Consider the following 23,345-nt stretch of genomic DNA (forward strand, 5'->3'; position numbering starts at 1 on the left):
GAGAGGTACAGGAATACCTTCTTTTTGATAACAAAATGCAGTAATGGACGTTACAAACAGATAAAAAAAACCCTCGTCATATGACGAGGGTTTACAATTTTGGTGGAGCTAAGCGGGATCGAACCGCTGACCTCTTGCATGCCATGCAAGCGCTCTCCCAGCTGAGCTATAGCCCCACATGTGACTTTACTGACCGCACTCTGTTGGGTTCAGAGTTTGGTGGAGCTAAGCGGGATCGAACCGCTGACCTCTTGCATGCCATGCAAGCGCTCTCCCAGCTGAGCTATAGCCCCATCGTAAAGCTGTCATGTTGACGGGCGGCATAATATGAATTCCGCTGCGGAGTGTCAACGGCAAAATCAATGACCGCCGTTCGATCGCCGAAAAATCATGCAAATGAATCACTTTGCGAGCGTGCTCGTAATCAGGAGTTAAGCCTGTCACGTTTTCACGTAAAACGGTGCTATAAAATGAGCCGTTAATTAACCCCACAGATATTCAGGAAATTGTATGATCAAGGAACGAATGACGCCAGAAGAGTTAGCCCTGCTCACTGGCTATAGCCGCCAGACCATCAATAAATGGGTACGCAAAGAGGGTTGGATTACGTCACCAAAACCAGGCGTCCAGGGCGGAAAAGCGCGCCTGGTACATGTGAACGAAAAAGTCCGTGACTTTATCCGCAGCGCACGTCGGGCAAGCGAAACGTCCGAACTGCCAGAAGGCACCAGCCATGATCGTTCGCTTCATACCCTCCTCCTGACGCTGGCTAATGAAATGACGCCGGAAGAGCAGAAGCAGATGACATCGCTGTTATTACGGGAAGGGATCACCGGATTGTTGCAACGTTTAGGGATACGCGATCGGGACTGATATGAAAAGATTACGGAGCAAAATGACCACGGAAGAGCTGGCGGAAAGTTTGGGCGTCGCCAGACAAACGGTCAATCGCTGGATACGTCAGCAGGGGTGGAAAACCGAAGGGCTCAACGGCGTGAAAGGCGGTCGCGCGCGGCTCATTCATGTCGATGCACGCGTGAAGGAACATATTATGAGTCTCCCGGCGATCCGCAACCGTCAGGCGGTTTACCATCTCGCGGAGGCTACGTCTGCCTATAATGGCCCCTCTTCAAACCTGTCTCCGGGCATTATAGAGACGCTGGAGAGTATGACGCCGTCAGAACAGAAGCGTCTGGACGCCCTTTTGAAACGCGAAGGCATTCACGGTTTTCTTATACGTCTGGGTATCGCGGAAAAAGAGGCATAAAAAAAACGGCAGGTTACCCTGCCGTTTTTTTCTTAGACGTGATTACTGCTGATTTTCACGTTCAGCGATGAAGTCCAGCGCCTTGTTAATGCGCGCCACGCTGCGTGATTTGCCGATGGCATGAACCGTTACGTCCAGCGCCGGAGACTGACCTGCACCGGTCACCGCAACGCGCAGTGGCATACCGACTTTACCCATACCTACTTCCAGCTCGTCCGCCGTCGCCTGAATGGCGTGATGCACATTCTCAGCGGTCCACTCGGTGAGGGCAGCCAGCTTGTCACGCACCACTTCCAGCGGCTGACGCGCAACCGGGCGGAGGTGTTTCTTCGCGGCGTCCGCATCGAACGCATCAAACTCTTCATAGAAGTAGCGGCAGCTTTCAGCAATCTCTTTCAGCGTTTTGCAGCGCTCGCCGAGCAGTTTCACCAGATCCGCCAGCTCAGGGCCCGTGCGAGTATCAATATTTGCCTGCTCAATGTGCCACTGCAGATACGTCGCCACATATTCTGGCGGCATGGTATTGATGTAGTGATGGTTCAGCCACAGCAGCTTGTCAGTGTTAAACGCGCTGGCGGATTTGCTGACAGAGCTCAAAGAGAAGAGTTCGATCATCTCTTCGCGGCTGAAGATCTCCTGGTCACCGTGGGCCCAGCCCAGACGCACCAGATAGTTCAGGAGCGCTTCTGGCAGATAGCCGTCGTCGCGATACTGCATGACGCTCACCGCACCGTGGCGTTTAGACAGTTTTTTGCCGTCATCACCGTTGATCATGGAGACGTGCGCATAGACAGGCACCGGCGCGTTCAGCGCCTTCAGAATGTTGATCTGACGTGGCGTGTTGTTGATGTGGTCTTCACCGCGCACAACGTGGGTAATTTCCATATCCCAGTCGTCAACCACCACGCAGAAGTTGTAGGTTGGGGAGCCATCGGTACGACGGATGATCAGGTCGTCAAGCTCCTGGTTGCTGAATTCGATCGGGCCACGGATCTGGTCGTCAAAGATCACAGACCCCTCTTGCGGGTTAGCAAAACGCACGACGCAAGGCTCATCAGCAGCATGCTCGCTGTGGTCATGGCGGCAGCGGCCGTCATAACGCGGCTTTTCACCGTTCGCCATCTGCTCTTCGCGCAGCGCATCCAGACGCTCTTTGGAGCAGTAGCACTTATACGCCGTGCCCGCGACCAGCATCTCATCAATGACGGCGTTATAGCGGTCAAAGCGTTTGGTCTGGAAATAGGGACCTTCGTCCCATTCCAGGTTCAGCCAGTTCATCCCATCCATAATGGCTTCAATTGCTTCTGGCGTGGAGCGCTCAAGATCGGTGTCTTCAATACGCAGCACGAACTCACCTTTGTTGTGGCGTGCGAAAAGCCAGGAATAGAGAGCGGTACGTGCACCACCGACGTGCAGATAGCCTGTCGGGCTCGGCGCGAAGCGAGTTTTGATTTTCATGAAATGGCCTTACGTTATAAAGATGCCGGCAATCGGCAAATCCTGGGGAAAAAACGATGGGCAATATTCTATCACTGTGCGGCGATTCCTCAATGTTGTTCCCTGAATCGGGCCCGAGTTTGCGATTTTTGTTTAGAAATCATGCGCCACTGCCCGTTTCGCGATCGTTTTGCTTAATTTTACGACGAACGAATAAAAACTTTAGAAAATGCGTTGACTCATTTTCAACTCTCCCTATAATGCGACTCCACACAGCGGGGGTGATTAGCTCAGTTGGTAGAGCATCTCCTTTACACGGAGGGGGTCGGCGGTTCGAGCCCGTCATCACCCACCATCTACTTCGGTAGGCTCGCAGTGTAGATAAGAATTGAGATTGGGCGATTAGCTCAGTTGGTAGAGCATCTCCTTTACACGGAGGGGGTCGGCGGTTCGAGCCCGTCATCGCCCACCATTCTCACCTTATCGCAGCAGTTCCGAAATGGGCGATTAGCTCAGTTGGTAGAGCATCTCCTTTACACGGAGGGGGTCGGCGGTTCGAGCCCGTCATCGCCCACCATTTCGGGTCGTTAGCTCAGTTGGTAGAGCAGTTGACTTTTAATCAATTGGTCGCAGGTTCGAATCCTGCACGACCCACCAATGTAAAAAAGCGCCCTAAAGGCGCTTTTTTGCTATCTGCGATCTGGATGATTCGAACCTGCAGCAGGTTCGAGCCGAACGCAGTGAGGCACCGGAGCCGTTTACGGCGACGGCCCGAAGGGCGAGCGAAGCGAGTCATCCTGCACGACCCACCAATGTAAAAAAGCGCCCTAAAGGCGCTTTTTTGCTATCTGCAGTACTGAGCATAAAAAACATAGCCTGATGGCGCTACGCTTATCAGGCCTACGAAACCATCACACTACTGTTAACGTTTCAATTAGCGTCTTCACCGCTGGCGTCGCCTGCTTCTCGTCATACACCACATACAAATCTGCCGGTATACGCTCTTTAAGCGGGCGGAACACCACGCCCGGCCACTGCATTTGCGCGTAACTGTCCGCGGCAAGCGTAATCCCCATGCCCATGCTGATCATCGCCAGTACCGTTTGCGGCTCAACGGCTTCACGCACAATCATCGGCGAAAACCCGGCCTGCTGGCAGACGCGATGTAAAAATGCCCAGTCAGAATGCGCTGAAGGCATCGTGACAAAATACTCGTCCTGCAACTCTGCGAGCGCAATCGATGATTCGCTCACCAGCCGGTGATCTTCCGGCATCGCCACCAGAAAAGCGGCCTCACGTAACCGTACGCTGGTAAACCCAGCGGTGGGCTCGGTTGCCATTCGCCAGATGCCCACATCCAGCTCCCGGCGCTCAAGCAGCGCCATCTGCATGACCGGGGATTTCTCGCGGAATACGACATCGACATTCGGGTGCGATTTCAAAAAAGCGCGCATCACCGTGCGCACCTCACTCCACATGGCGGTACCGACAATACCCAGCTCAATGCGCCCTGCCTCCCCCCGGCCAATCTGCTCGACGCGAGCCAGCGCCTGGTTTGCACCGGCAAGCAAACGACGGGACTCTTCCATCAGCACCTTACCGGCATGCGTCAACGCAACGCTCCGTGAGTGTCGAATAAACAGTAACGTCCCCAGCTGGCTTTCCAGCTCTTTAATATGCAGGCTCAACGGCGGCTGAGACATATTGAGACGGGCCGCAGCCCGTCCAAAATGCAGCTCCTCCGCCACGGCCAGAAAATAGCGCAGCAGCTTGAGATCGGTCCGATAGGCGCGTTCCATCAAAACATATCCTGGTGACAACACTTATGTGCCTACCTTAAAGCCTTTCATCGTCCAGAGGGGAAATTTAGTGCGCAACTGTGCGCATCTCGCTGTTTTTGCAGATATGGCGATAGTTAAAGCTGAAATAAAACACCACCGCGAGTGCCAGGGCATAGGCCGCGAATACCAGCCAGATCGTCTGCCAGTCCTTCACTCCGTCCACCGAGAAATAATCGACGGCCATACCGCTCAATACCGATCCGAACCAGGCCCCGATACCGTTAACGGTTGTCATAAACAGCCCCTGTGCGCTGGCGCGGATATCGGCGCTCACCTCCTGTTCGACAAACACCGAGCCGGAAATATTGAAAAAGTCGAACGCGCAGCCGTAGACAATCATTGAGAGCATGAGCAGCACAAAGCCTGTTGCAGACGGATCGCCAAAGGCAAACAGCCCAAACCGCAGCATCCAGGCCACCATGCTCATCATCATGACCGTTTTAATACCAAAGCGTCCGAGGAAGTACGGAATGGTCAGAATGAAGAACACTTCAGAGATTTGCGAAACGGAGAGCAGGATGGAGGGATATTTAACGATAAAGCTATCGGCATACACCGGATTACGCGCAAAATCATGCAGGAAGGGGCTGCCAAACGTGTTAGTTATCTGCAGCACGGCTCCCAGCAGCATCGCGAATAAAAAGAACACCGCCATGCGGGGCTGTTTAAACAGGACAAACGCATTGAGGCCCAGCTTGCTGGCCAGCGACGGAGACGTTTTTGTTTTCGCCACCGGAATGGCTGGCAATGTCAGAGAATAGAGCGCCAGCAGCACGGACGCGGCAGCCGCCATATAGAGCTGCAGGTTGCTCAGCTCTGCCCCCATCAGGCTTATGGTCCACATCGCGGCAATAAAGCCCACGGTGCCATACACCCGCACTCGTGGGAAATGGCTCACCGTATCCAGCCCTGCCTGTTCAAGACAGGAGTAAGAAATCGTATTCGACAGCGCAATCGTGGGCATAAAGGCCATCGCATTCACTAGCATGACCCAGAACATCAGGCCCGGCTCATTGACCTGTGCGGCATAGCAGAGCGCGACGGCGCAAACGAGATGACAAATCACGTAGGCGCGGTCTGCCCGCAGCCATTTGTCGGCAATAATTCCCACCAGCGAGGGCATAACAATCGCGGCAAGTCCTTTGGAGCTGTACACCATGCCCACGTCGGAGCCGGTAAAGTGTAGGGTGTTAATCATGTAAGCGCCGAGGGTAACCAGCCAGCTCCCCCAGATAAAATATTGCATAAAGGACATCATCTTTAAGCGAGTCGTGATGCTCATAACCCATTCCTTATAGCAGTGTGGCCCTCACGGGCCACTTTATTGTTTTACTCAGGCAATATGGCGAAGAAAACCGCAGATAAGATTGATAAAGTTCTGGCGGGAAAGCTCAGCGGCAGCGAGGGTTTGTTCATGCGAGAGTTTGATATCGCCCAGCCCTTCCGCGAGATTGGTAATCGCAGAAACGGCCACGACCTTCAGGCCGCAGTGACGCGCGGAAATCACTTCCGGCACTACGGACATGCCCACCACATCGCCGCCGATAATTTGCATCATGCGGATCTCGGCCGCCGTCTCGAAGTTCGGACCGGGATAAGACACAAACACCCCTTCATGGAGCGGGAAGCCGGCTTTCGTCGCCACGGTTTGCAGAATGGCGCGGTAATCCGCGTCGTAAGCATTGGCCAGCGAGAAGAAACGCTCGCCAAAGCGCTCATCGTTCAGCCCCACCATCGGCGTGCCCGGCATGGTGTTAATATGGTCGCTCAGAGCAACCAGACTGCCTGGCTGAACGTCCGGGCGCAACGAGCCCGCCGCATTGGTGCTAAACAGCAGTTCGCATCCCAGCTGCTTAAAGGTACGGATCGCATCGGTCATGATGGCCATCCCTCGCCCCTCATAGAAATGGCCGCGCCCCTTCATGCAGGCAACTGGCACCCCGGCAAGATGCCCGAGCACCAGCTCCCCGGCATGGCCATGCACGGTGCTCACCGGGAAGCCAGGCAGCGTTTCGTAGCTCAGAGAAACGGCGTCATCAATCTGGTCGGCAAGGGCGCCCAGGCCAGAGCCGAGAATAAATGCCACGCGAGGCGTGAAGTTTGGCTTAGCGGCGCGAATGATGTCGGCGCAGTACCACGGATTATTCGAGAGGGTCATAGAGGCTCCTTAAGGATGAAGATCGCGATGCGGGGATCGCATGACTTACGTCTTATATCCGCAGCCTGCCGGTGACCTCCAATACACTTTCACCGCACCATCAATACTGATTGTGTATCGATGCAACTCCCTGCCAGATATGGCAGTTTTGCTCAAGCTAATCCCGCCGGTGCCGATACCTCTGTTTTATAACGCGAGGAAAAAGTATGACGACCATTCAGGCTTCAACCCAACAGATACAAACCAGCGGCGCGAGTGGCACTTCGAGCAGTAACGATATCTCTGCGCAAATCACCCGCATTCTCGACAAGATCAAAAAGCTGACCCAGCAGTTAAAAGAGCTGTCGAACAGCCCCATCAGCACCGATGAGAAGAAAAAACAGCAGGAACTGATTCAGACCCAGATCAAAGTGCTGCAGGCGCAGCTCGCCGCGCTGCAGCGCCAGCAGGCCGAAGAGGCCCAGAAGAAGCAGGAACAAAAATTGGGCAAAGTGGAAGGCGTGAATAGCCCGTCAGATACTAATCAGATTGATATCTACATTTAATCTTCTGATGCGTTAAACAGTGGATCGCGTATGCGGGCCTCGGTTAATCGCTGTGCCTGGATACGCACCACTTCCCAGATAGCCTGCGCCGCCCCCGAGAGTGAACGATTTTTTCGCCGCACCAGCATTAGCTTTCGCTCGACAACGGGCGTCAACCGCTTCACGGCCAGTCGACTTCCCTGCGGCAGGGGAAGCGCCAGGGCGGGCAATACGCTGATGCCAATGCCGGCTTCCACCATGGGAAACAGCGTTGCCGGGTGACCAATCTCCTGCACGATTGCAGCCTTGACCCTCTGATCCACCAGTGCGGAATCAATCAGCGGACGGCTGCCCGAGGCATAATCCTGTAAAACTAGGTTCGCGCCCTGCAGTGACTGCCACCTGACCTCCGGTAACGCGGCCAGCGGATCGTCGTCACGGCAGAGCAGCAAAAAGGGCTCTGAGAGTACGCTTTCGCACTCCAGATCGCTCACCTGGCCGGGATCGATAACAATACCAAAATCGACATCTCCCTGGCGGATGCTCTCCAGCACCCACTGTTGCGGTCTGTCATGCAGCACAAAATCAATGTCCGGGTAGAGATGGCTTCCCTCGGCAATACACTGCGGGATAAGGTGCGCAGAGATCGTCTGGCTGGCCGCAACCCGCACGGTACCCGAAAGTTGCTGGCCCAGCCTTCCTACGTCTCTGAGCGTGCTGTTCAGCTCATCCAGCAGCCGTTCAAGGCGCAGAGCCAGCTGCTGCCCGGCTTCGGTCAACACCACTTCGCGCGTGGTACGATCGAGTAATCTTACCCCCGTCTGATTCTCCAGCTCTTTCACGCTGTGGCTGACCGCCGACTGGCTCAGGCCAATCATCTCCCCTGCCCGGCTAAAGCTGCGGGCATGGGCGACGGTGACGAAAATGCGAAGCTGGCGTAAGGAATAATTCATCTGTTTAATTCATGAATGGATGCAATAAATCAATTTTATTTCTCAAATGGAAAAAAGCACAATAGCGACATCTGTTTTCAGGAGTCATTATGAAACTATTTCGTATTGTTGATCCGTTTACGCTCACCCTGGTGGTTACCGTTTTACTGGCCTCGTTCTTTCCCGCTCGCGGCGGGTTCGTCCCGTTCTTTGAAGGGCTGACGACGGCCGCCATCGCGCTGCTGTTCTTTATGCACGGCGCAAAACTCTCCCGTGAAGCCATCATCGCGGGCGGTAGCCACTGGCGACTGCATCTCTGGGTGATGTGCAGCACGTTTATTCTGTTCCCGATCCTCGGGGTGCTGTTTGCCTGGTGGGCGCCGGTTAACGTCGACCCGGCGCTCTACACCGGCTTCCTGTATCTCTGTATTCTTCCGGCCACGGTGCAGTCCGCCATTGCCTTTACCTCTCTCGCGGGAGGGAACGTGGCGGCCGCGGTCTGCTCGGCATCAGCCTCCAGCCTGCTGGGGATTTTCGTCTCGCCGCTGCTGGTGGGCCTGCTGATGAACATGCACGGTGCGGAAGGTAACCTTGAGCAGGTGGGCAAAATCTGTCTGCAGCTTCTGCTGCCGTTTGTCCTGGGTCATCTCTCCCGTCCGTGGACCGGCGCATTTGTGGCGAAGCATAAAAAATGGATTTCAAAAACCGACCAGACCTCGATTCTGCTGGTGGTTTACTCCGCCTTCAGCGAAGCGGTCGTGAACGGGATCTGGCACAAGGTGGGGGCAGGCTCGCTGCTGTTTATCGTGGTGGTCAGCATTGTCCTGCTGGCGATTGTAATAGCAGTAAACGTCTTTGTGGCACGCAAGTGCGGCTTCAACAAAGCGGATGAAATTACGATTGTGTTCTGCGGTTCGAAGAAGAGCCTGGCGAACGGCATCCCGATGGCCAACATTCTGTTCCCGACCTCGGTGATTGGGATGATGGTGCTGCCGCTGATGATTTTCCATCAGATCCAGCTGATGGTCTGCGCGGTGCTGGCGCGTCGCTACAAGCGCCAGACCGAAAAGCTGGCGCAGGAAGCGACCCGCGCCGCGAAGGCTTAAGGACGTTTCAGGGGCTGCACCAGTTGGGTCAGCCCCTCGGTTTTGATCAGTAACGTTATCGCCATCAGCTCGCCCAGTCGCCCTGCCGGAAATTCATCCTTACGGGCAAACCACAGCAGATACTCCTCCGGCAAATCAATCAGCCTGCGGCCCTTGTATTTACCAAACGGCATCTCGGTATTGGCGATCTCAACGAGCTGCTCTTTCTCCACGTTACTCTCCTAACAGACGCATCATTTCCGCTTCGTCGATAACCTCAATGCCGAGCTCCTGGGCTTTCGCCAGCTTCGAACCCGCCGCTTCTCCGGCAATCACCAGGTCGGTTTTCTTCGACACGCTGCCCGCCACTTTTGCCCCCAGCGCCACCAGACGGGCTTTGGCGTCGTCGCGTGAAAGCTGGCTCAGGCTGCCGGTCAGCACCACCGTTTTACCGGCGAACGGGCTGTCGATCTCTTCTGCGTTGACCACCACCGGCGCGGGCCATTTAATGCCCTCTTCCAGCAGTTCGCCGATGACGTTACGGTTGCTCTCTTCGGCAAAGAAGTTAAAGACGTGCGTGGCGACGACGATGCCGACATCCGGGACTTTCTGCAGCTCCTCGATGCTCGCCTTTTCCAGCGCCTCCAGCGTACCAAAATACGCCGCCAGCCCCGCAGCCGTGGCTTCACCCACTTCACGAATGCCCAGCGCGTACAGGAAGCGGGCAAAGGTGGTCTCTTTGGCGGCTTCCAGCGCGTTAACCACGTTCTGGGCTGACTTTGGCCCCATGCGGTCCAGACCGGTCAGTTTACCTGCGGTCAGCCTGAAGAGGTCCGCTGGCGTGTGGACATACTCTTTTTCAACCAGCTGATCGATAATCTTGTCGCCCATGCCGTCCACGTCCATTGCGCGACGGGAAACAAAGTGCTTCAGTGACTCTTTACGCTGTGCGCCACAGATTAAGCCCCCCGTACAGCGCGCCACGGCTTCACCTTCCACACGCTCAACGTCCGAGCCACACACCGGGCAATGGGTTGGGAAGACAACCTCGCGCGTATCGTCAGGACGTTCTGACTCCACAACGTTAACCACCTGCGGGATCACGTCCCCCGCGCGGCGAATCACCACTTTGTCACCAATACGCAGGCCCAGGCGGTCGATTTCATCGGCGTTATGCAGCGTGGCGTTACTCACCAGCACACCCGCCACCTGCACCGGCTCCAGACGGGCGACCGGGGTAATGGCCCCCGTACGTCCCACCTGGAACTCCACGTCGCGGACGAAGGTCATCTGCTCCTGAGCCGGGAACTTAAACGCCACCGCCCAGCGCGGCGCGCGCGCCACGAAGCCCAGCTGCTCCTGCAGCGCCAGTGAATTCACCTTGATGACCACGCCATCAATATCAAAGCCGAGCGTCGGACGATCCTCTTCCACCTTGTGGTAGAACGCCAGTACCGCTTCCGGAGAGTCGCAGAGCTGAACGCGGTTGCTCACCGGCAGTCCCCACGCCTTAAACTGCAGCAGACGCCCGAGATGGGTATCCGGCAGCTCGCCGCCCTCCAGAATACCGACACCGTAGCAGAAGAAAGTAAGCGGTCGCTTCGCAGTGATGCGCGGGTCAAGCTGACGCAGCGAGCCCGCCGCCGCGTTACGCGGGTTAGCAAACACTTTCCCGCCGGTGCGACGCGCCTCTTCGTTAATTTTCTCGAAACCCGCCTGCGGCAGGAACACCTCGCCGCGCACTTCCAGACGCGCAGGAATGTTGTCACCCTGAAGCTTCAGCGGGATCGCGCGGATGGTACGCACGTTAGTGGTGATGTCTTCACCCGTCGTGCCGTCGCCACGCGTCGCGGCACGCACCAGCACGCCGTTTTCATAGAGAAGGCTGACGGCCAGGCCATCCAGCTTCAGCTCGCAGCACCAGGTGAGCGCGTCGCTGCTTTTCAGGCGATCCTGCACGCGCTTGTTAAACGCGAGGAAGCTTTCTTCATCGAAGACGTTATCCAGCGACAGCATTGGCACTTCATGCCGCACCTGGCTGAAGGCCCCCAGCGGCTCTGCGCCGACGCGCTGGGTGGGGGAATCCGGCGTGATGAGTTCTGGATGCTGCGCCTCTAATTCCCGCAGCTCGCGCATCAGGCGGTCATACTCCGCATCCGGGACTTCCGGTGCGTCCATAACATGATAGAGATATTCATGATGGCGAAGCGTGGTTCGCAGTTCAGTGAGTTGTTGTTCGATTGAGTCCATATCACACCATCAATGAGAAAAAACCCCCGACATGCGGGGGTTGAGGAGGAGTTGAAGTCAACGCGGCGATTACGCGTTAGCTTCCTTAACTTCGCGGATGCGGTCCTGATACTCGCGCAGTTTCTGCGGGGTCATCATTCGACGCTGATCGTCGAGCACCACACCACCGACTTCGTCAGCGATATGCTGAGCGGACTGCAGCATCAGCTTAAAGTTTTGCAGTTCGTCGCCGTAAGACGGCACCTGCATAAAGATAGTGACGCCAGGCGTAACGAAATCACCGGTCATGTCCGGATCAAAGGTACCTGGGTTAACCATGTTGGCCAGGCTGAATAGCGCCGGGCCGCTACCGTCAGGACTCAGGTGACGATGGAAAATGTTCATATCGCCAAACTTGAAGCCTGCCTGTTGAATACTGTTAAGCAGAACGTCACCGTTGAGATGGCTACCGTGATGCGCGGCCACGTTCATGATGATCACCGCTTCTTTACGCTGCGGTTTTTCAACAACCGGTTCTGGCTCTGCAACGGGCTCAGGCTCAACGTGCGGGGCTGGCGCGGGCTGCGGCGCAGGTTGAACATGAACAGGCTGCTGCGGTTGTGGTACCGGCTGTGCAGGCTGCTGTTGCACGGGCTGCTGCACCGGTTGCTGTTGAACCGGCTGTGGCGCAGCAGGCTGCTGATAGACAGGCTGTTGCGGCGGCTGGCGCACCGGTTCTTCCACAGGCTGCGGCAATGGCTGGCGCGGCTGTGCAGAAGCATACGGCGGTTGATACTGGTGCTGCGAAGGACGAGGCGCTTCATGCTCCCCATGGCCTACGCCGGGCGCAGTATTGACCCGATGAACACGAACTTCACCCACGCCGTCGTCGTCGCTTCCATCGATGTCATCTTCACTGTCATCGTCGTCACGACTGGACTTCATGCGCTTCAGTGGGCGATCGCGAAACATCGAGGAACGCTCTTTACGGCTGGTCCAGAAACCATGTACCAGTAAAGCGATTATGGCGATCGCGCCAACAATGATTAATATCAGACGCAAATCCTGCATCATTATATTCTCTGTTGTTCTAACACCTTGCCACCACGGCAAACATTTACTCACTAAGAGTATTTGCCGTTTACGTCAAGTGCAAGTGTGTGCAGAGCATTCACAGCATAAAGATGAAGGAAATCGTGCTTTTTGCTGGTTTTTCGAACATTTCCGAACTGGTCATTGGTTCGTAAGTGGATAATATAGGCGGGCAATTCCACTGGTTGTGTAAAAAGGAGTACAGCCTGGCTATGGTTTCAACATCTTCTTCCCCCCCGCGCAGCGGCGTCTGGTATTTTTCTCAGGGCTGGAAACTGGTCTCCCTGCCGGGTATTCGACGCTTCGTCATCCTGCCGCTGTTGATCAACATAATTCTGATGGGCGGCGCGTTCTGGTGGCTGTTCACAAAGCTGGAGAGCTGGATCCCGTCGCTGATGAGCCATGTGCCAAACTGGCTGCAGTGGCTTAACTACCTGCTCTGGCCGGTGGCGGTGATCTCCGTGCTGCTGGTGTTTGGCTACTTCTTCTCGACGATTGCCAACTGGATAGCCGCGCCGTTTAACGGTTTGCTGGCGGAACAGCTGGAAGCGCGCCTTACCGGCGCAACACCGCCGGACACGGGCATATGGGGGATCATGAAAGACCTCCCTCGCATTATGAAGCGTGAATGGCAGAAGTTTGCCTGGTACCTGCCCCGCGCGATTGTGCTGCTTATCCTCTATTTTGTGCCCGGCATTGGCCAGACGGTGGCTCCGGTGCTGTGGTTCCTGTTCAGCGCCTGGATGCTGGCCATCCAGTACTGCGACTATCCGTTCGACAACCACAAGGTACCGTTTAAAGAGATGCGCACTGCCCTGCGCAGCCAGAAGGTTGCCAATATGCAGTTTGGTGCGCTGACCAGCCTGTTTACCATGATCCCATTCCTGAATCTGTTCATCATGCCGGTTGCCGTCTGCGGCGCGACGGCAATGTGGGTGGACTGCTACCGTGCTAAGCACGCGTTATGGAAATAATGCAAAAATGTGTAAAGCAGGGGTGGCTTATGCCGCCCCTTATTCCATACTGATCCCCATTATTTCCTTGCAGTATATAGATATGCGAATTCCTTACTTCCCCCTACCTGCTTAGCAGGTATGCTGGGTCGGTATCCCAATTTCATACAGTTAAGGACAGGCCATGAGTAAGATTTATGAAGACAACTCGCTGACTATCGGTCATACGCCCCTGGTTCGACTGAACCGTATCGGTAATGGACGCATCCTGGCGAAGGTCGAATCACGTAACCCGAGCTTCAGCGTAAAATGCCGCATCGGTGCAAACATGATTTGGGATGCTGAAAAACGTGGCGTACTGAAGCCTGGCGTTGAGCTGGTGGAACCGACCAGCGGCAATACCGGGATCGCTCTGGCCTATGTTGCTGCCGCGCGCGGCTACAAGCTGACGCTGACCATGCCTGAAACCATGAGCATCGAGCGTCGTAAGCTGCTGAAAGCGCTGGGCGCGAACCTGGTGCTGACCGAAGGCGCGAAGGGCATGAAAGGTGCCATTCAGAAAGCCGAAGAGATTGTGGCCAGCGATCCGGCGAAATACCTGCTGCTGCAGCAGTTCAGCAACCCGGCAAACCCGGAAATTCACGAGAAGACCACCGGCCCGGAAATCTGGGAAGATACTGACGGCCAGGTTGACGTCTTTATCTCCGGCGTGGGTACCGGCGGTACGCTGACCGGCGTGTCACGCTATATTAAAGGCACGAAGGGTAAAAAAGATCTGATTACCGTTGCCGTTGAGCCGACTGACTCACCGGTTATCACCCAGGCGCTGGCGGGGGAAGAGCTCAAACCCGGCCCGCACAAAATTCAGGGTATTGGCGCAGGCTTCATTCCGGGCAACCTGGATCTGAAGCTGATCGATAAAGTGATCACCATTACGAACGAAGAAGCCATCTCTACCGCGCGTCGCCTGATGGATGAAGAAGGTATTCTGGCGGGTATCTCTTCCGGTGCGGCCGTTGCGGCAGCGCTCAAGCTTCAGGAAGATGAAGCCTTTACCAATAAGAATATTGTGGTTATCCTTCCTTCCTCGGGTGAGCGTTACTTGAGCACCGCGCTGTTTGCCGATCTCTTCACTGAAAAAGAGCTGCAACAGTAGTGCCAGCATGTTAATAACGCGTAAAAAAGCACCTTTTCAGGTGCTTTTTTGTGGTCTGCTTCAAACTTTTACCCCTCCTGGCATTGCTTCACCCCGAAGGGTCTGGTATTTAAACCAGCAATTATTTTGATGCGTGAAATTAATCAGCGAACGAAATAGCCTTGCTGAATCGATTTTATGATTTGGTTCAAGTCTTGCTTTCGCTGCATAATGTTTAATGACGATCGAAACGTCAGCGCTAACAATACAGGCTAAAGTTCAGTCGCCAGGCTAGACTTTAGTTCCACAACACTAAACCTATAAGTTGGGGAAATACAATGTTCCAGCAAGAAGTTACCATTACCGCTCCGAACGGTCTGCACACCCGCCCTGCTGCTCAGTTTGTTAAAGAAGCAAAAGGCTTTTCTTCTGAAATCACTGTGACTTCCAACGGCAAAAGCGCGAGCGCAAAAAGCCTGTTCAAACTGCAGACTCTGGGCCTGACTCAGGGCACCGTAGTCACCATCTCTGCGGAAGGTGAAGACGAGCAGAAAGCAGTTGAGCATCTGGTAAAACTGATGGCTGAGCTCGAGTAAGTTTCCGGGTTCTTTTAAATATCAGTCACAAGTAAGGTAGGGTTATGATTTCAGGCATTTTAGCATCCCCGGGTATCGCTTTCGGCAAAGCACTGCTGCTGAAAGAAGACGAGATCGTCATCGACCGGAAAAAAATTTCTGCCGACAAGGTTGATCAGGAAGTTGAACGTTTTCTGAGCGGTCGTGCCAAGGCATCTGCGCAACTGGAAGCAATCAAAACTAAAGCTGGCGAAACTTTCGGTGAAGAAAAAGAAGCCATCTTCGAAGGGCACATCATGCTGCTCGAAGATGAGGAGCTGGAGCAGGAAATCATAGCCCTGATTAAAGATAAAGGCATGACGGCCGACGCGGCTGCGCATGAAGTTATCGAAGGTCAGGCAACTGCCCTGGAAGAACTGGATGATGAATACCTGAAAGAGCGTGCGGCTGACGTACGTGACATCGGTAAGCGCCTGCTGCGCAACATCCTGGGTCTGGCCATTATCGACCTGAGCGCAATTCAGGATGAAGTGATCCTGGTTGCTGCTGACCTCACCCCGTCTGAAACCGCACAGCTGAACCTGAAAAAGGTCCTCGGTTTCATCACCGACGCGGGTGGCCGTACCTCCCACACCTCTATCATGGCGCGTTCACTGGAACTGCCTGCCATCGTGGGTACCGGTAGCGTCACCTCTCAGGTGAAAAACGGCGACTATCTGATTCTAGATGCCGTAAACAATCTGGTTTACGTTAACCCAACCAATGAAGAGATCGATAAACTGCGCGCGGTTCAGGAGCAGGTTGCGACTGAAAAAGCGGAACTCGCTAAGCTGAAAGACCTGCCAGCCATCACCCTGGACGGCCATCAGGTTGAAGTGTGCGCAAACATCGGTACCGTCCGCGACGTTGATGGCGCTGAGCGCAACGGTGCGGAAGGCGTCGGTCTCTATCGTACTGAATTCCTGTTCATGGACCGCGACGCGCTGCCTACAGAAGAAGAGCAGTTTGCCGCGTATAAAGCCGTGGCTGAAGCGTGTGGCTCTCAGGCGGTTATCGTCCGTACCATGGACATCGGTGGCGACAAAGAGCTGCCGTACATGAACTTCCCGAAAGAAGAGAACCCGTTCCTGGGCTGGCGTGCAATCCGTATCGCAATGGATCGTAAAGAGATCCTGCGTGACCAGGTTCGCGCGATCCTGCGTGCCTCTGCGTTCGGTAAGCTGCGCATCATGTTCCCGATGATCATCTCTGTTGAAGAAGTGCGTGCACTGAAGAAAGAGATCGAAATCTACAAACAGGAACTGCGTGACGAAGGTAAAGCGTTTGACGAGTCAATCGAGATCGGCGTGATGGTGGAAACACCAGCGGCGGCGACCATTGCGCGTCATTTAGCCAAAGAAGTTGATTTCTTTAGTATCGGTACCAATGATTTAACGCAGTACACCCTGGCAGTTGACCGTGGTAATGATATGATTTCACATCTCTACCAGCCAATGTCACCGTCCGTACTGAACTTGATCAAGCAAGTTATTGATGCTTCTCATGCAGAAGGTAAATGGACTGGCATGTGTGGTGAGCTTGCAGGCGACGAACGTGCTACACTTCTGTTGCTGGGTATGGGTCTGGACGAATTCTCTATGAGCGCCATTTCCATCCCGCGCATTAAGAAGATTATCCGTAACACGAACTTCGAAGATGCGAAGGTGTTAGCAGAGCAGGCTCTTGCTCAACCGACAACGGACGAGTTAATGACGCTGGTTAACAAGTTCATTGAAGAAAAAACAATCTGCTAATCCACGAGATGCGGCCCAAATTACTGCTTAGGAGAAGATCATGGGTTTGTTCGATAAACTGAAATCTCTGGTTTCTGATGATAAGAAAGACTCCGGAACTATTGAGATTGTTGCTCCGCTCTCCGGCGAGATCGTCAACATCGAAGACGTGCCGGATGTAGTGTTTGCTGAGAAAATCGTTGGTGATGGCATTGCTATCAAACCAACTGGCAACAAAATGGTTGCTCCAGTTGACGGCACCATCGGTAAAATTTTTGAAACCAACCATGCGTTCTCTATCGAATCTGATAGCGGTATCGAACTGTTCGTTCACTTCGGTATCGACACCGTTGAACTGAAAGGCGAAGGCTTCAAACGTATCGCGGAAGAAGGCCAGCGTGTTAAAGTTGGCGACCCGGTGATTGAATTCGATCTGCCACTGCTGGAAGAAAAAGCCAAGTCTACCCTGACTCCGGTTGTTATCTCCAACATGGACGAAATCAAAGAACTGATCAAACTGTCTGGCAGCGTCACCGTGGGTGAAACCCCGGTTATCCGCATCAAGAAGTAATTCTTGCCGCACAGTAAAATGGCGCCTTCGGGCGCCATTTTTGTTTATGCCGGCAGGATAAGCTCGTCGTAGCCTTTCGACTGGGTATAGAGCATCACGTCCGTCACCCGATCGCCAGCCATGCGAATGGCATCGGCAACGGTTTTCCCCTCAACAATGCCGCTCACCAGCTCTGAACAGAACAGATCACCCGTCCCTTTCAGATCGGTTTCTACCCGCGGATGCGCGCTAACGGTAACGCCCTCTCGGGTGACCAGCACCACGTGGATGTTTTGCGGGTCGTCAGCGACAGGCGCACTGGTGATCGCCACCCATTTCAGGCTCTCAGAGAGCAGTCCCTGTGCCGCCGCGATGGCGCTTTCCGGCGTGCGGCACGGTTTGCCGCTTAGCACTTCCAGCTCATAGACGTTTGGCGTAATCCCCTGCGCCAGCGGCAGCAGGTGCTCCCGATACGCTTCGGGGATCTCGGGCTTCACGTACATCCCGCTGTCGATATCGCCGATCACCGGGTCGACCAGCACCAGCAGGTCAGGATGCTGCGCTTTGACCGCCTTCAGCCACTGCGCCAGCAGGACGATCTGGCTGGCATTTCCCATATAGCCGGTAGTGACCGCCTTAAGCTCGCGCAGGATCTCGCGCTCTTCCAGCGCCTTCAGGTAGCCGCTGAACCACTCGTCGGGGATCACGCCGCCGTAGAACGTGTCATAGTGTGGCGTGTTACTGAACAGTACCGTTGGCACGGCGGTGACGTTCAGCCTGTGGGTTCGAATATTCGGCACCGCGATGCTGTTTCCCACGCTGCCGTACACCACCTGCGACTGCACCGCGACAATATCGGTTTGCTGCGCCCGGGTATTATCCCGGAATAGAATCATCTCCATGACGCTTAAATTCCCGCCCCCTGCGAATAACTCTCTTCACCAAAGACGCCGGTAGACAGATAGCGATCGCCGCGATCGCAAATAATCGCCACCACCACCGCGTCCGGGTTTGCCTTCGCTACCCGAATCGCGCCCGCTACCGCGCCGCCCGAGCTGACGCCGCAGAAGATGCCTTCGCGTACGGCCAGCTCACGCATGGTATTTTCCGCCTCGCGCTGGTGAAGATCCAGCACCTGGTCCACAAGCTGCGCATTAAAGATGCCGGGCATATACTCCGCCGGCCAGCGGCGAATGCCCGGAATGCTGCTCCCCTCTTCCGGCTGCAGGCCGACAATGGTGACGGCTTTATCCTGCTCGCGCAGAAAACGCGATACCCCGGTAATGGTGCCGGTGGTGCCCATGCTGGAGACAAAATGGGTGATTCGCCCGTCGGTTTGCTGCCAGATTTCCGGGCCGGTGGTGGTGTAGTGCGCGTACGGGTTGTCCGGGTTATTAAACTGATCGAGCAGTTTACCTTCACCGCGCTCGGCCATTTCTAACGCCAGGTCGCGCGCGCCTTCCATCCCCTGCTCTTTGGTCACCAGAATCAGCTCGGCTCCGTAGGCACGCATCGCGGCGCGGCGCTCCTGGCTCATGTTATCCGGCATCAGCAGCTTCATGCGGTAACCTTTCAGCGCCGCAATCATCGCCAGGGCGATACCGGTGTTGCCGCTGGTGGCTTCAATCAGCACGTCGCCCGGCTTGATTTCACCACGCTTTTCGGCCTGGACAATCATCGACAGCGCGGCGCGGTCTTTCACCGACCCCGCCGGATTATTGCCTTCGAGTTTGACCCAGATTTCGCTGCCGTTGTCTGGCCCCATGCGCTGAAGCTTGACCAGAGGCGTGTTGCCGATGGTATGTTCGAGTGTATTCACGATTTTTACTCAATAAAAAAGCCGGGTTGCGCGCAGCGATCCCGGCCTACAAGACACAGTTTTAGCTGTAGGCCCGGTCAGCGCAGCGCCACCGGGCGATAAACATCCTAATAACCTATCAGGCTGACTCCGCCAGAGCAATATCCTCGCGCGTCTCGATGCGTTCCTTGCCGTGATAAATACGGGCATGCTGCAGACCGACAAACAGGCGTTCTCCCCGATGCGGCGGGACGTCGTCGCGCATGACCACCGTCAGCGGCTCGGTATACCAGCCCAGCGGCTGTACCACCAGTTGGGTATAGTGCCCTTTAGGGCTCGCTTCCAGCACCTGCACCGGCAGCGGTGAATCCAGGCTGGTTCGACGGCTCACGTCCACTTCCCACGGACGCAGGAACAGATCGACCGGTCCCTGGTGCGCGGAGGTATAGCCCAGCGGCCAGCGGTGCGCGCCCACGTGGAACTGCCCACCGCGAATGGTGCCCTGCAGACGGTTCACCTCGCCCATAAACTCCAGCACGAAGCGGGTCGCCGGTTCACGCCAGAGCTGTTCCGGCTCGTCAACCTGCTCAATGTTGCCCTGACTCATGACCACCACGCGATCCGCGACTTCCATCGCCTCTTCCTGGTCGTGGGTCACAAAGACGCTGGTGAATTTCAGCTCTTCATGGAGCTGACGCAGCCAGCGGCGCAGCTCTTTACGCACCTGCGCATCCAGCGCGCCAAAGGGTTCATCCAGCAGCAGAATTTGCGGCTCAACGGCCAGCGCGCGTGCCAGCGCCACGCGCTGTTTCTGCCCGCCGGACAGCTGGGCCGGGAAACGGTCCGCCAGGTGAGCCAGCTGCACCATCTCCAGCAGTTTGGTCACTTTCGCCTTAATGGTTGCCGCATCCGGGCGTTCGCGACGCGGCAGCACGGTGAGGCCAAACGCAATGTTGTCAAACACGGTCATGTGGCGGAACAGCGCGTAGTGCTGGAACACAAAGCCCACTTTACGATCGCGGGCGTGCAGGCGGCTCACGTCGGTACCGTGGAAGCGGATGTGCCCGCTGGTCTGATGCTCAAGCCCGGCGATAATACGCAGCAGCGTGGTTTTGCCGGAGCCAGACGGTCCCAGCAGCGCCACCATTTGTCCGGAAGGGATATCCAGCGAGATATCATTCAGCACCTGGGTGCGACCAAAAGACTTCTTAATATTGGCAATCTCAATGCTCATGATTTCCCTCCTGATGCAGACGTTTTTCCTGATTTTCTAAACGCCACTGCACCACACTCTTCAAAAACAGGGTCAAAATGGCCATCAGCGTCAGCAACGCTGCGGCAGTAAAGGCACCGATGGTGTTGTAGTCCTGCTGCAGCAGTTCAATCTGGAGCGGCAGCGACAGGGTTTCACCGCGAATGGATCCGGAAACAACGGAAACAGCACCGAACTCGCCAATCGCGCGGGCGTTGGTCAGCACCACGCCGTAAAGCAGCGCCCAGCGAATGTTCGGCAGCGTCACGCGGCGGAACATTTGCCAGCCTGAAGCCCCCAGCAGCACCGCCGCTTCGTCTTCGTTGCTCCCCTGGCTTAACATCACCGGCACCAGCTCACGCACCACGAACGGACAGGTCACGAAGATGGTAACCAGCACCATGCCTGGCCAGGCGAACATGATCTGCAGGTTATTCGCATCCAGCCAGCCGCCCAGCGGGCCGTTGGAGCCGTAAAAGAGCAGGTATACCAGGCCCGCCACCACCGGCGACACGGCAAACGGAATATCCAGCAGGGTCAGCAGCAGCTGACGTCCCGGGAAGTTAAAGCGCGTCACCAGCCACGCCAGCAGGGTACCAAACACCAGGTTCACCGGAACGGTAATCAGGGCAATCAGCACGGTCAGCCAGATGGCGTGCAGCATATCCGGGTTCGCCAGGTTTTCCAGCGCGGGCATCAGGCCCTTGCTGAACGCCTGAACGAAGATATAAATCGTCGGCACGACGAGAATGAGGGCGGACACCAGCACGCCCGCCCCAATCAGAAACCATTTACCCCAGTTGATGCGGGGCGCATCGTATCGCTTCAATTGCGTAACTTCCGCCATCAGTGACCTACCACACGTCGACCAAAGCGACTTTGCAGAGTGTTAATCGAGTACAGCAGCAGCAGCGAGGCCGCGAGGATCACCGAAGCAATCGCGCTCGCCGCCGGATAATCAAACTCCTGCAGGCGAATGAAAATCATCAGCGAGGTCACTTCCGTTTTCCAGGCGATGTTCCCGGCGATAAAAATCACCGCGCCGAACTCGCCGAGGCTGCGGGTAAACGACAGCGCGACGCCCGCCATCAGCGCCGGAGACAGCTCCGGCAGCACCACCTTGCGGAAGCTCTGCCAGCGCGTGGCGCCCAGCGTTTCCGCCGCTTCTTCGTATTCCGGACCTAACTCTTCCAGCACCGGCTGCACGGTACGCACCACAAACGGGATGCTGGTAAAGGCCATCGCCACCGCGATACCGAGCCAGGTATAGGTCACCTTGATGTCAAATTTCGCCAGCCACTCGCCGTACAGCCCGTTCACGGAGAAGAGAGACGCGAGGGTTAAGCCTGCGACCGCCGTCGGCAGCGCAAACGGCAGATCCATCAGGGCGTCAAGCAGCGTGCGGCCCGGGAAGCGATAGCGGGTTAAAATCCATGCCATCAGCAGGCCGAACACACCGTTAAAAATGGAGGCGACAAACGCCGACAGCAGCGTCACCTTATAAGCCGCCACCACCTGCGGGTTAGTGACCACGTCCCAGTACTGCGCCCAGCTCATCTGCGCAAGCTGCATCACCAGCGCGCTGAGCGGCAACAGCAGGATCAGGCAAACGAACAGCAGGCTGGTCCCGAGGCTTAAGGTAAAGCCCGGCAGCACGCGTTTAGTCGATACTGCAAACATTACTTATGCCCCGCCGCCAGCAGTTTGTCTAACTCACCGCCGCTGGCAAAATGCGTTTTCATCACGTCTGGCCAGGAGCCAAAATGATCTTCCACGCGGAACAGCGCGGTCTGCGGGAATTTATCTTTCAGCTTGTTCATCACGTCCGGGTTGTTCACGCGGTAGTAGTAATCGGTAATGATGGTCTGCGCCTGAGGGCTGTACAGGTAGTTGAGATAGGCTTTTGCCGCTTTCTCGGTACCGTTAGCCTGCACGTTTTTATCCACCCATGCGACCGGGAATTCGGCCAGAATGTTGGTTTTCGGGATAACCACCTCAAAGCCCTGCGCTTCATACTGTTTGCGAATATTGTTCACTTCCGACTCGAAGCTGATCAGCACATCGCCCAGACCGCGCTCTGCGAAAGTCGTGGTCGCCCCGCGGCCGCCGGTATCAAACACTTCGACGTTTTTCAGGAACTGAGTCATGAACTGCTCGGTTTTGGCTTTATCGTTACCGTCAGCCTTGTCCGCCGCACCCCACGCCGCTAAATAAGTGTAACGCGCGTTACCGGAGGTTTTTGGGTTCGGGAAAATCAGTTTCACGTCGGAACGCACCAGGTCGCTCCAGTCGTGGATATTTTTCGGATTGCCCTTGCGCACCAGGAAACCCATGGTGGAGTAGAACGGCGAGCTGTTGTTCGGCAGACGGCTCTGCCAGTCCGCCGGGATGAGCTTGCCTTTGTCATGTAGGATCTGCACGTCAGTGACCTGGTTGTAGGTCACCACATCCGCTTTCAGCCCCTGGAGAATGGCCAGCGCCTGCTTGGACGAACCGGCGTGGGACTGCTTGATGGTCAGCTTATCGCCGTTATTGTCTTTCGCCCACTGCTGTTCGAACGGGGGGTTAAGGGCGGCAAACAGCTCGCGGGAGACGTCATACGAACTGTTCAACAGTTCAGTCGCCTGCGCCTGTGCCACCAGCAGTAAACCTGCCAGCGCCAGAGTTCCTTTTTTCAGTACAGTAACGGCCATTGCGCACCCTTATAAATGTGATGACTATCTTATAGTCATAATATTTATAACG

23 protein-coding genes, 6 tRNA genes and 1 other RNA gene are annotated in these 23,345 nt (G+C 55.7%); 14 read left to right on the forward strand and 16 right to left on the reverse strand.

Annotation, left to right across the window (positions count from 1 at the left end; translation table 11 throughout):
* Positions 1-100: 100 nt before the first annotated feature.
* Both V1572_RS18905 and V1572_RS18910 read right to left on the reverse strand, forming a co-directional pair.
* Positions 101-176, reverse strand: a tRNA-Ala gene (locus tag V1572_RS18905).
* Between the two features lie 41 nt (positions 177-217).
* Positions 218-293 (reverse strand) — tRNA-Ala (locus V1572_RS18910).
* A gap of 217 nt (positions 294-510) precedes the next feature.
* Here V1572_RS18910 and V1572_RS18915 point away from each other — a divergent pair.
* Positions 511-873 carry a YfeC-like transcriptional regulator gene (locus tag V1572_RS18915; protein WP_045909399.1) on the forward strand — a complete coding sequence of 121 codons (363 nt, stop codon included), beginning with the start codon at positions 511-513 and terminating at the stop codon, positions 871-873.
* 1 nt (position 874) lies between these two features.
* Positions 875-1,267 (forward strand): YfeC-like transcriptional regulator, encoded by a 393-nt coding sequence (locus V1572_RS18920; protein WP_353145663.1) that lies wholly within the window; start codon positions 875-877, stop codon positions 1,265-1,267.
* Positions 1,268-1,309: 42 nt separating this feature from the next.
* On the opposite strand, the gene gltX is transcribed toward V1572_RS18920, so the two are convergent.
* A complete protein-coding gene (gltX, locus tag V1572_RS18925) occupies positions 1,310-2,725 on the reverse strand; it encodes a glutamate--tRNA ligase (RefSeq protein ID WP_045909401.1) in 1,416 nt (471 codons plus the stop codon).
* Positions 2,726-2,983: 258 nt separating this feature from the next.
* Between gltX and V1572_RS18930 the strand changes: the two genes are divergently transcribed.
* From V1572_RS18930 to V1572_RS18950, 5 genes are all read left to right on the forward strand, one after another.
* Positions 2,984-3,059, forward strand: a tRNA-Val gene (locus V1572_RS18930).
* Positions 3,060-3,100: 41 nt separating this feature from the next.
* Positions 3,101-3,176: transfer RNA gene (locus tag V1572_RS18935), tRNA-Val, on the forward strand.
* Between the two features lie 29 nt (positions 3,177-3,205).
* Positions 3,206-3,281: transfer RNA gene (locus tag V1572_RS18940), tRNA-Val, on the forward strand.
* Between the two features lie 4 nt (positions 3,282-3,285).
* Positions 3,286-3,361 (forward strand) — tRNA-Lys (locus V1572_RS18945).
* A 26-nt stretch (positions 3,362-3,387) separates the two neighbouring features.
* Positions 3,388-3,516: non-coding RNA, RtT sRNA (locus V1572_RS18950), on the forward strand.
* Between the two features lie 99 nt (positions 3,517-3,615).
* Here the strand turns inward: V1572_RS18950 and V1572_RS18955 are convergent.
* From V1572_RS18955 to xapA, 3 genes are all read right to left on the reverse strand, one after another.
* Positions 3,616-4,503 (reverse strand): LysR family transcriptional regulator, encoded by an 888-nt coding sequence (locus V1572_RS18955; protein ID WP_048029629.1) that lies wholly within the window; start codon positions 4,501-4,503, stop codon positions 3,616-3,618.
* Between the two features lie 67 nt (positions 4,504-4,570).
* Positions 4,571-5,827, reverse strand: a complete 1,257-nt coding sequence (locus V1572_RS18960) for a nucleoside permease (protein ID WP_395299484.1) — start codon at positions 5,825-5,827, stop codon at positions 4,571-4,573.
* 51 nt (positions 5,828-5,878) lie between these two features.
* Positions 5,879-6,703: a xanthosine phosphorylase gene (xapA, locus tag V1572_RS18965; protein ID WP_252073008.1), complete on the reverse strand. Its 825-nt coding sequence runs from the start codon at positions 6,701-6,703 to the stop codon at positions 5,879-5,881.
* A 206-nt stretch (positions 6,704-6,909) separates the two neighbouring features.
* Here xapA and V1572_RS18970 point away from each other — a divergent pair, with 206 nt between their 5' ends.
* Positions 6,910-7,248, forward strand: coding sequence for a FlxA-like family protein (locus V1572_RS18970; RefSeq protein WP_045909442.1), 339 nt, complete (start codon positions 6,910-6,912; stop codon positions 7,246-7,248).
* Here the strand turns inward: V1572_RS18970 and V1572_RS18975 are convergent.
* A complete protein-coding gene (locus V1572_RS18975) occupies positions 7,245-8,180 on the reverse strand; it encodes a LysR family transcriptional regulator (RefSeq protein WP_048226148.1) in 936 nt (311 codons plus the stop codon). The genes V1572_RS18970 and V1572_RS18975 overlap by 4 nt on opposite strands.
* An 89-nt stretch (positions 8,181-8,269) precedes the next feature.
* Between V1572_RS18975 and V1572_RS18980 the strand changes: the two genes are divergently transcribed.
* Positions 8,270-9,265: a bile acid:sodium symporter family protein gene (locus V1572_RS18980; protein ID WP_045909444.1), complete on the forward strand. Its 996-nt coding sequence runs from the start codon at positions 8,270-8,272 to the stop codon at positions 9,263-9,265.
* Here V1572_RS18980 and V1572_RS18985 read toward each other — a convergent pair.
* From V1572_RS18985 to zipA, 3 genes are all read right to left on the reverse strand, one after another.
* Complete coding sequence (locus V1572_RS18985) at positions 9,262-9,477, reverse strand: DUF3820 family protein (protein ID WP_003861328.1); 216 nt, start codon at positions 9,475-9,477, stop codon at positions 9,262-9,264. The two genes, V1572_RS18980 and V1572_RS18985, sit on opposite strands and share 4 nt — an antisense overlap.
* Before the next feature lies 1 nt (position 9,478).
* Complete coding sequence (gene ligA / locus V1572_RS18990) at positions 9,479-11,494, reverse strand: NAD-dependent DNA ligase LigA (RefSeq protein WP_048029625.1); 2,016 nt, start codon at positions 11,492-11,494, stop codon at positions 9,479-9,481.
* 69 nt (positions 11,495-11,563) lie between these two features.
* The gene (zipA, locus tag V1572_RS18995; protein ID WP_395299485.1) at positions 11,564-12,547 is read right to left on the reverse strand and encodes a cell division protein ZipA; all 984 of its coding nucleotides are present in this window, start codon (positions 12,545-12,547) and stop codon (positions 11,564-11,566) included.
* Positions 12,548-12,777: 230 nt separating this feature from the next.
* On the opposite strand from zipA, the gene cysZ reads away from it, so the two are divergent.
* The 5 genes from cysZ (at position 12,778) to crr (ending at position 17,571) form a co-directional block, all read left to right on the forward strand.
* Entirely contained in the window at positions 12,778-13,539 is a 762-nt protein-coding gene (gene cysZ, locus V1572_RS19000) for a sulfate transporter CysZ (protein ID WP_048226154.1), read from the forward strand.
* Between the two features lie 163 nt (positions 13,540-13,702).
* Positions 13,703-14,674 carry a cysteine synthase A gene (gene cysK / locus V1572_RS19005; RefSeq protein WP_045909448.1) on the forward strand — a complete coding sequence of 324 codons (972 nt, stop codon included), beginning with the start codon at positions 13,703-13,705 and terminating at the stop codon, positions 14,672-14,674.
* Between the two features lie 317 nt (positions 14,675-14,991).
* Entirely contained in the window at positions 14,992-15,249 is a 258-nt protein-coding gene (gene ptsH / locus V1572_RS19010) for a phosphocarrier protein Hpr (protein ID WP_045909449.1), read from the forward strand.
* Positions 15,250-15,293: 44 nt separating this feature from the next.
* Positions 15,294-17,021 carry a phosphoenolpyruvate-protein phosphotransferase PtsI gene (gene ptsI / locus V1572_RS19015; RefSeq protein ID WP_023332954.1) on the forward strand — a complete coding sequence of 576 codons (1,728 nt, stop codon included), beginning with the start codon at positions 15,294-15,296 and terminating at the stop codon, positions 17,019-17,021.
* 40 nt (positions 17,022-17,061) lie between these two features.
* Entirely contained in the window at positions 17,062-17,571 is a 510-nt protein-coding gene (gene crr / locus V1572_RS19020; RefSeq protein ID WP_003861316.1) for a PTS glucose transporter subunit IIA, read from the forward strand.
* 44 nt (positions 17,572-17,615) lie between these two features.
* On the opposite strand, the gene pdxK is transcribed toward crr, so the two are convergent.
* From pdxK to V1572_RS19050, 6 genes are all read right to left on the reverse strand, one after another.
* A complete protein-coding gene (gene pdxK, locus V1572_RS19025) occupies positions 17,616-18,452 on the reverse strand; it encodes a pyridoxine/pyridoxal/pyridoxamine kinase (protein ID WP_023308730.1) in 837 nt (278 codons plus the stop codon).
* A 5-nt stretch (positions 18,453-18,457) separates the two neighbouring features.
* Positions 18,458-19,369 (reverse strand): cysteine synthase CysM, encoded by a 912-nt coding sequence (gene cysM / locus V1572_RS19030; RefSeq protein ID WP_395299486.1) that lies wholly within the window; start codon positions 19,367-19,369, stop codon positions 18,458-18,460.
* Between the two features lie 118 nt (positions 19,370-19,487).
* Positions 19,488-20,582, reverse strand: coding sequence for a sulfate/thiosulfate ABC transporter ATP-binding protein CysA (gene cysA / locus V1572_RS19035; protein WP_008501607.1), 1,095 nt, complete (start codon positions 20,580-20,582; stop codon positions 19,488-19,490).
* Positions 20,572-21,447, reverse strand: a complete 876-nt coding sequence (gene cysW / locus V1572_RS19040) for a sulfate/thiosulfate ABC transporter permease CysW (RefSeq protein WP_069719735.1) — start codon at positions 21,445-21,447, stop codon at positions 20,572-20,574. The genes cysA and cysW overlap by 11 nt, the downstream gene beginning before the upstream one ends.
* Positions 21,447-22,280, reverse strand: coding sequence for a sulfate/thiosulfate ABC transporter permease CysT (gene cysT / locus V1572_RS19045; RefSeq protein ID WP_004123378.1), 834 nt, complete (start codon positions 22,278-22,280; stop codon positions 21,447-21,449). Before cysT ends, cysW begins: the two co-directional genes overlap by 1 nt.
* Complete coding sequence (locus V1572_RS19050) at positions 22,280-23,293, reverse strand: sulfate ABC transporter substrate-binding protein (RefSeq protein ID WP_023344640.1); 1,014 nt, start codon at positions 23,291-23,293, stop codon at positions 22,280-22,282. Before V1572_RS19050 ends, cysT begins: the two co-directional genes overlap by 1 nt.
* Positions 23,294-23,345: the final 52 nt, after the last annotated feature.

The sequence above is a fragment of the Enterobacter quasiroggenkampii genome (assembly GCF_043972695.1).
Lineage (GTDB): Bacteria > Pseudomonadota > Gammaproteobacteria > Enterobacterales > Enterobacteriaceae > Enterobacter > Enterobacter quasiroggenkampii.

What these genes read in the sequence shown, in the direction of transcription:
- V1572_RS18980 (WP_045909444.1), top strand. Translation starts at nt 8,270, where the DNA reads ATGAAACTATTTCGTATTGTTGATCCGTTTACGCTCACCCTGGTGGTT.
- cysA (WP_008501607.1), bottom strand. Translation starts at nt 20,582, where the DNA reads ATGAGCATTGAGATTGCCAATATTAAGAAGTCTTTTGGTCGCACCCAG.
- ligA (WP_048029625.1), bottom strand. Translation starts at nt 11,494, where the DNA reads ATGGACTCAATCGAACAACAACTCACTGAACTGCGAACCACGCTTCGC.
- crr (WP_003861316.1), top strand. Translation starts at nt 17,062, where the DNA reads ATGGGTTTGTTCGATAAACTGAAATCTCTGGTTTCTGATGATAAGAAA.
- pdxK (WP_023308730.1), bottom strand. Translation starts at nt 18,452, where the DNA reads ATGGAGATGATTCTATTCCGGGATAATACCCGGGCGCAGCAAACCGAT.
- cysK (WP_045909448.1), top strand. Translation starts at nt 13,703, where the DNA reads ATGAGTAAGATTTATGAAGACAACTCGCTGACTATCGGTCATACGCCC.
- V1572_RS18975 (WP_048226148.1), bottom strand. Translation starts at nt 8,180, where the DNA reads ATGAATTATTCCTTACGCCAGCTTCGCATTTTCGTCACCGTCGCCCAT.
- cysZ (WP_048226154.1), top strand. Translation starts at nt 12,778, where the DNA reads ATGGTTTCAACATCTTCTTCCCCCCCGCGCAGCGGCGTCTGGTATTTT.
- V1572_RS18960 (WP_395299484.1), bottom strand. Translation starts at nt 5,827, where the DNA reads ATGAGCATCACGACTCGCTTAAAGATGATGTCCTTTATGCAATATTTT.
- gltX (WP_045909401.1), bottom strand. Translation starts at nt 2,725, where the DNA reads ATGAAAATCAAAACTCGCTTCGCGCCGAGCCCGACAGGCTATCTGCAC.
- V1572_RS19050 (WP_023344640.1), bottom strand. Translation starts at nt 23,293, where the DNA reads ATGGCCGTTACTGTACTGAAAAAAGGAACTCTGGCGCTGGCAGGTTTA.
- cysT (WP_004123378.1), bottom strand. Translation starts at nt 22,280, where the DNA reads ATGTTTGCAGTATCGACTAAACGCGTGCTGCCGGGCTTTACCTTAAGC.
- V1572_RS18955 (WP_048029629.1), bottom strand. Translation starts at nt 4,503, where the DNA reads ATGGAACGCGCCTATCGGACCGATCTCAAGCTGCTGCGCTATTTTCTG.
- V1572_RS18970 (WP_045909442.1), top strand. Translation starts at nt 6,910, where the DNA reads ATGACGACCATTCAGGCTTCAACCCAACAGATACAAACCAGCGGCGCG.
- xapA (WP_252073008.1), bottom strand. Translation starts at nt 6,703, where the DNA reads ATGACCCTCTCGAATAATCCGTGGTACTGCGCCGACATCATTCGCGCC.
- V1572_RS18915 (WP_045909399.1), top strand. Translation starts at nt 511, where the DNA reads ATGATCAAGGAACGAATGACGCCAGAAGAGTTAGCCCTGCTCACTGGC.
- V1572_RS18920 (WP_353145663.1), top strand. Translation starts at nt 875, where the DNA reads ATGAAAAGATTACGGAGCAAAATGACCACGGAAGAGCTGGCGGAAAGT.
- cysW (WP_069719735.1), bottom strand. Translation starts at nt 21,447, where the DNA reads ATGGCGGAAGTTACGCAATTGAAGCGATACGATGCGCCCCGCATCAAC.
- ptsH (WP_045909449.1), top strand. Translation starts at nt 14,992, where the DNA reads ATGTTCCAGCAAGAAGTTACCATTACCGCTCCGAACGGTCTGCACACC.
- zipA (WP_395299485.1), bottom strand. Translation starts at nt 12,547, where the DNA reads ATGATGCAGGATTTGCGTCTGATATTAATCATTGTTGGCGCGATCGCC.
- ptsI (WP_023332954.1), top strand. Translation starts at nt 15,294, where the DNA reads ATGATTTCAGGCATTTTAGCATCCCCGGGTATCGCTTTCGGCAAAGCA.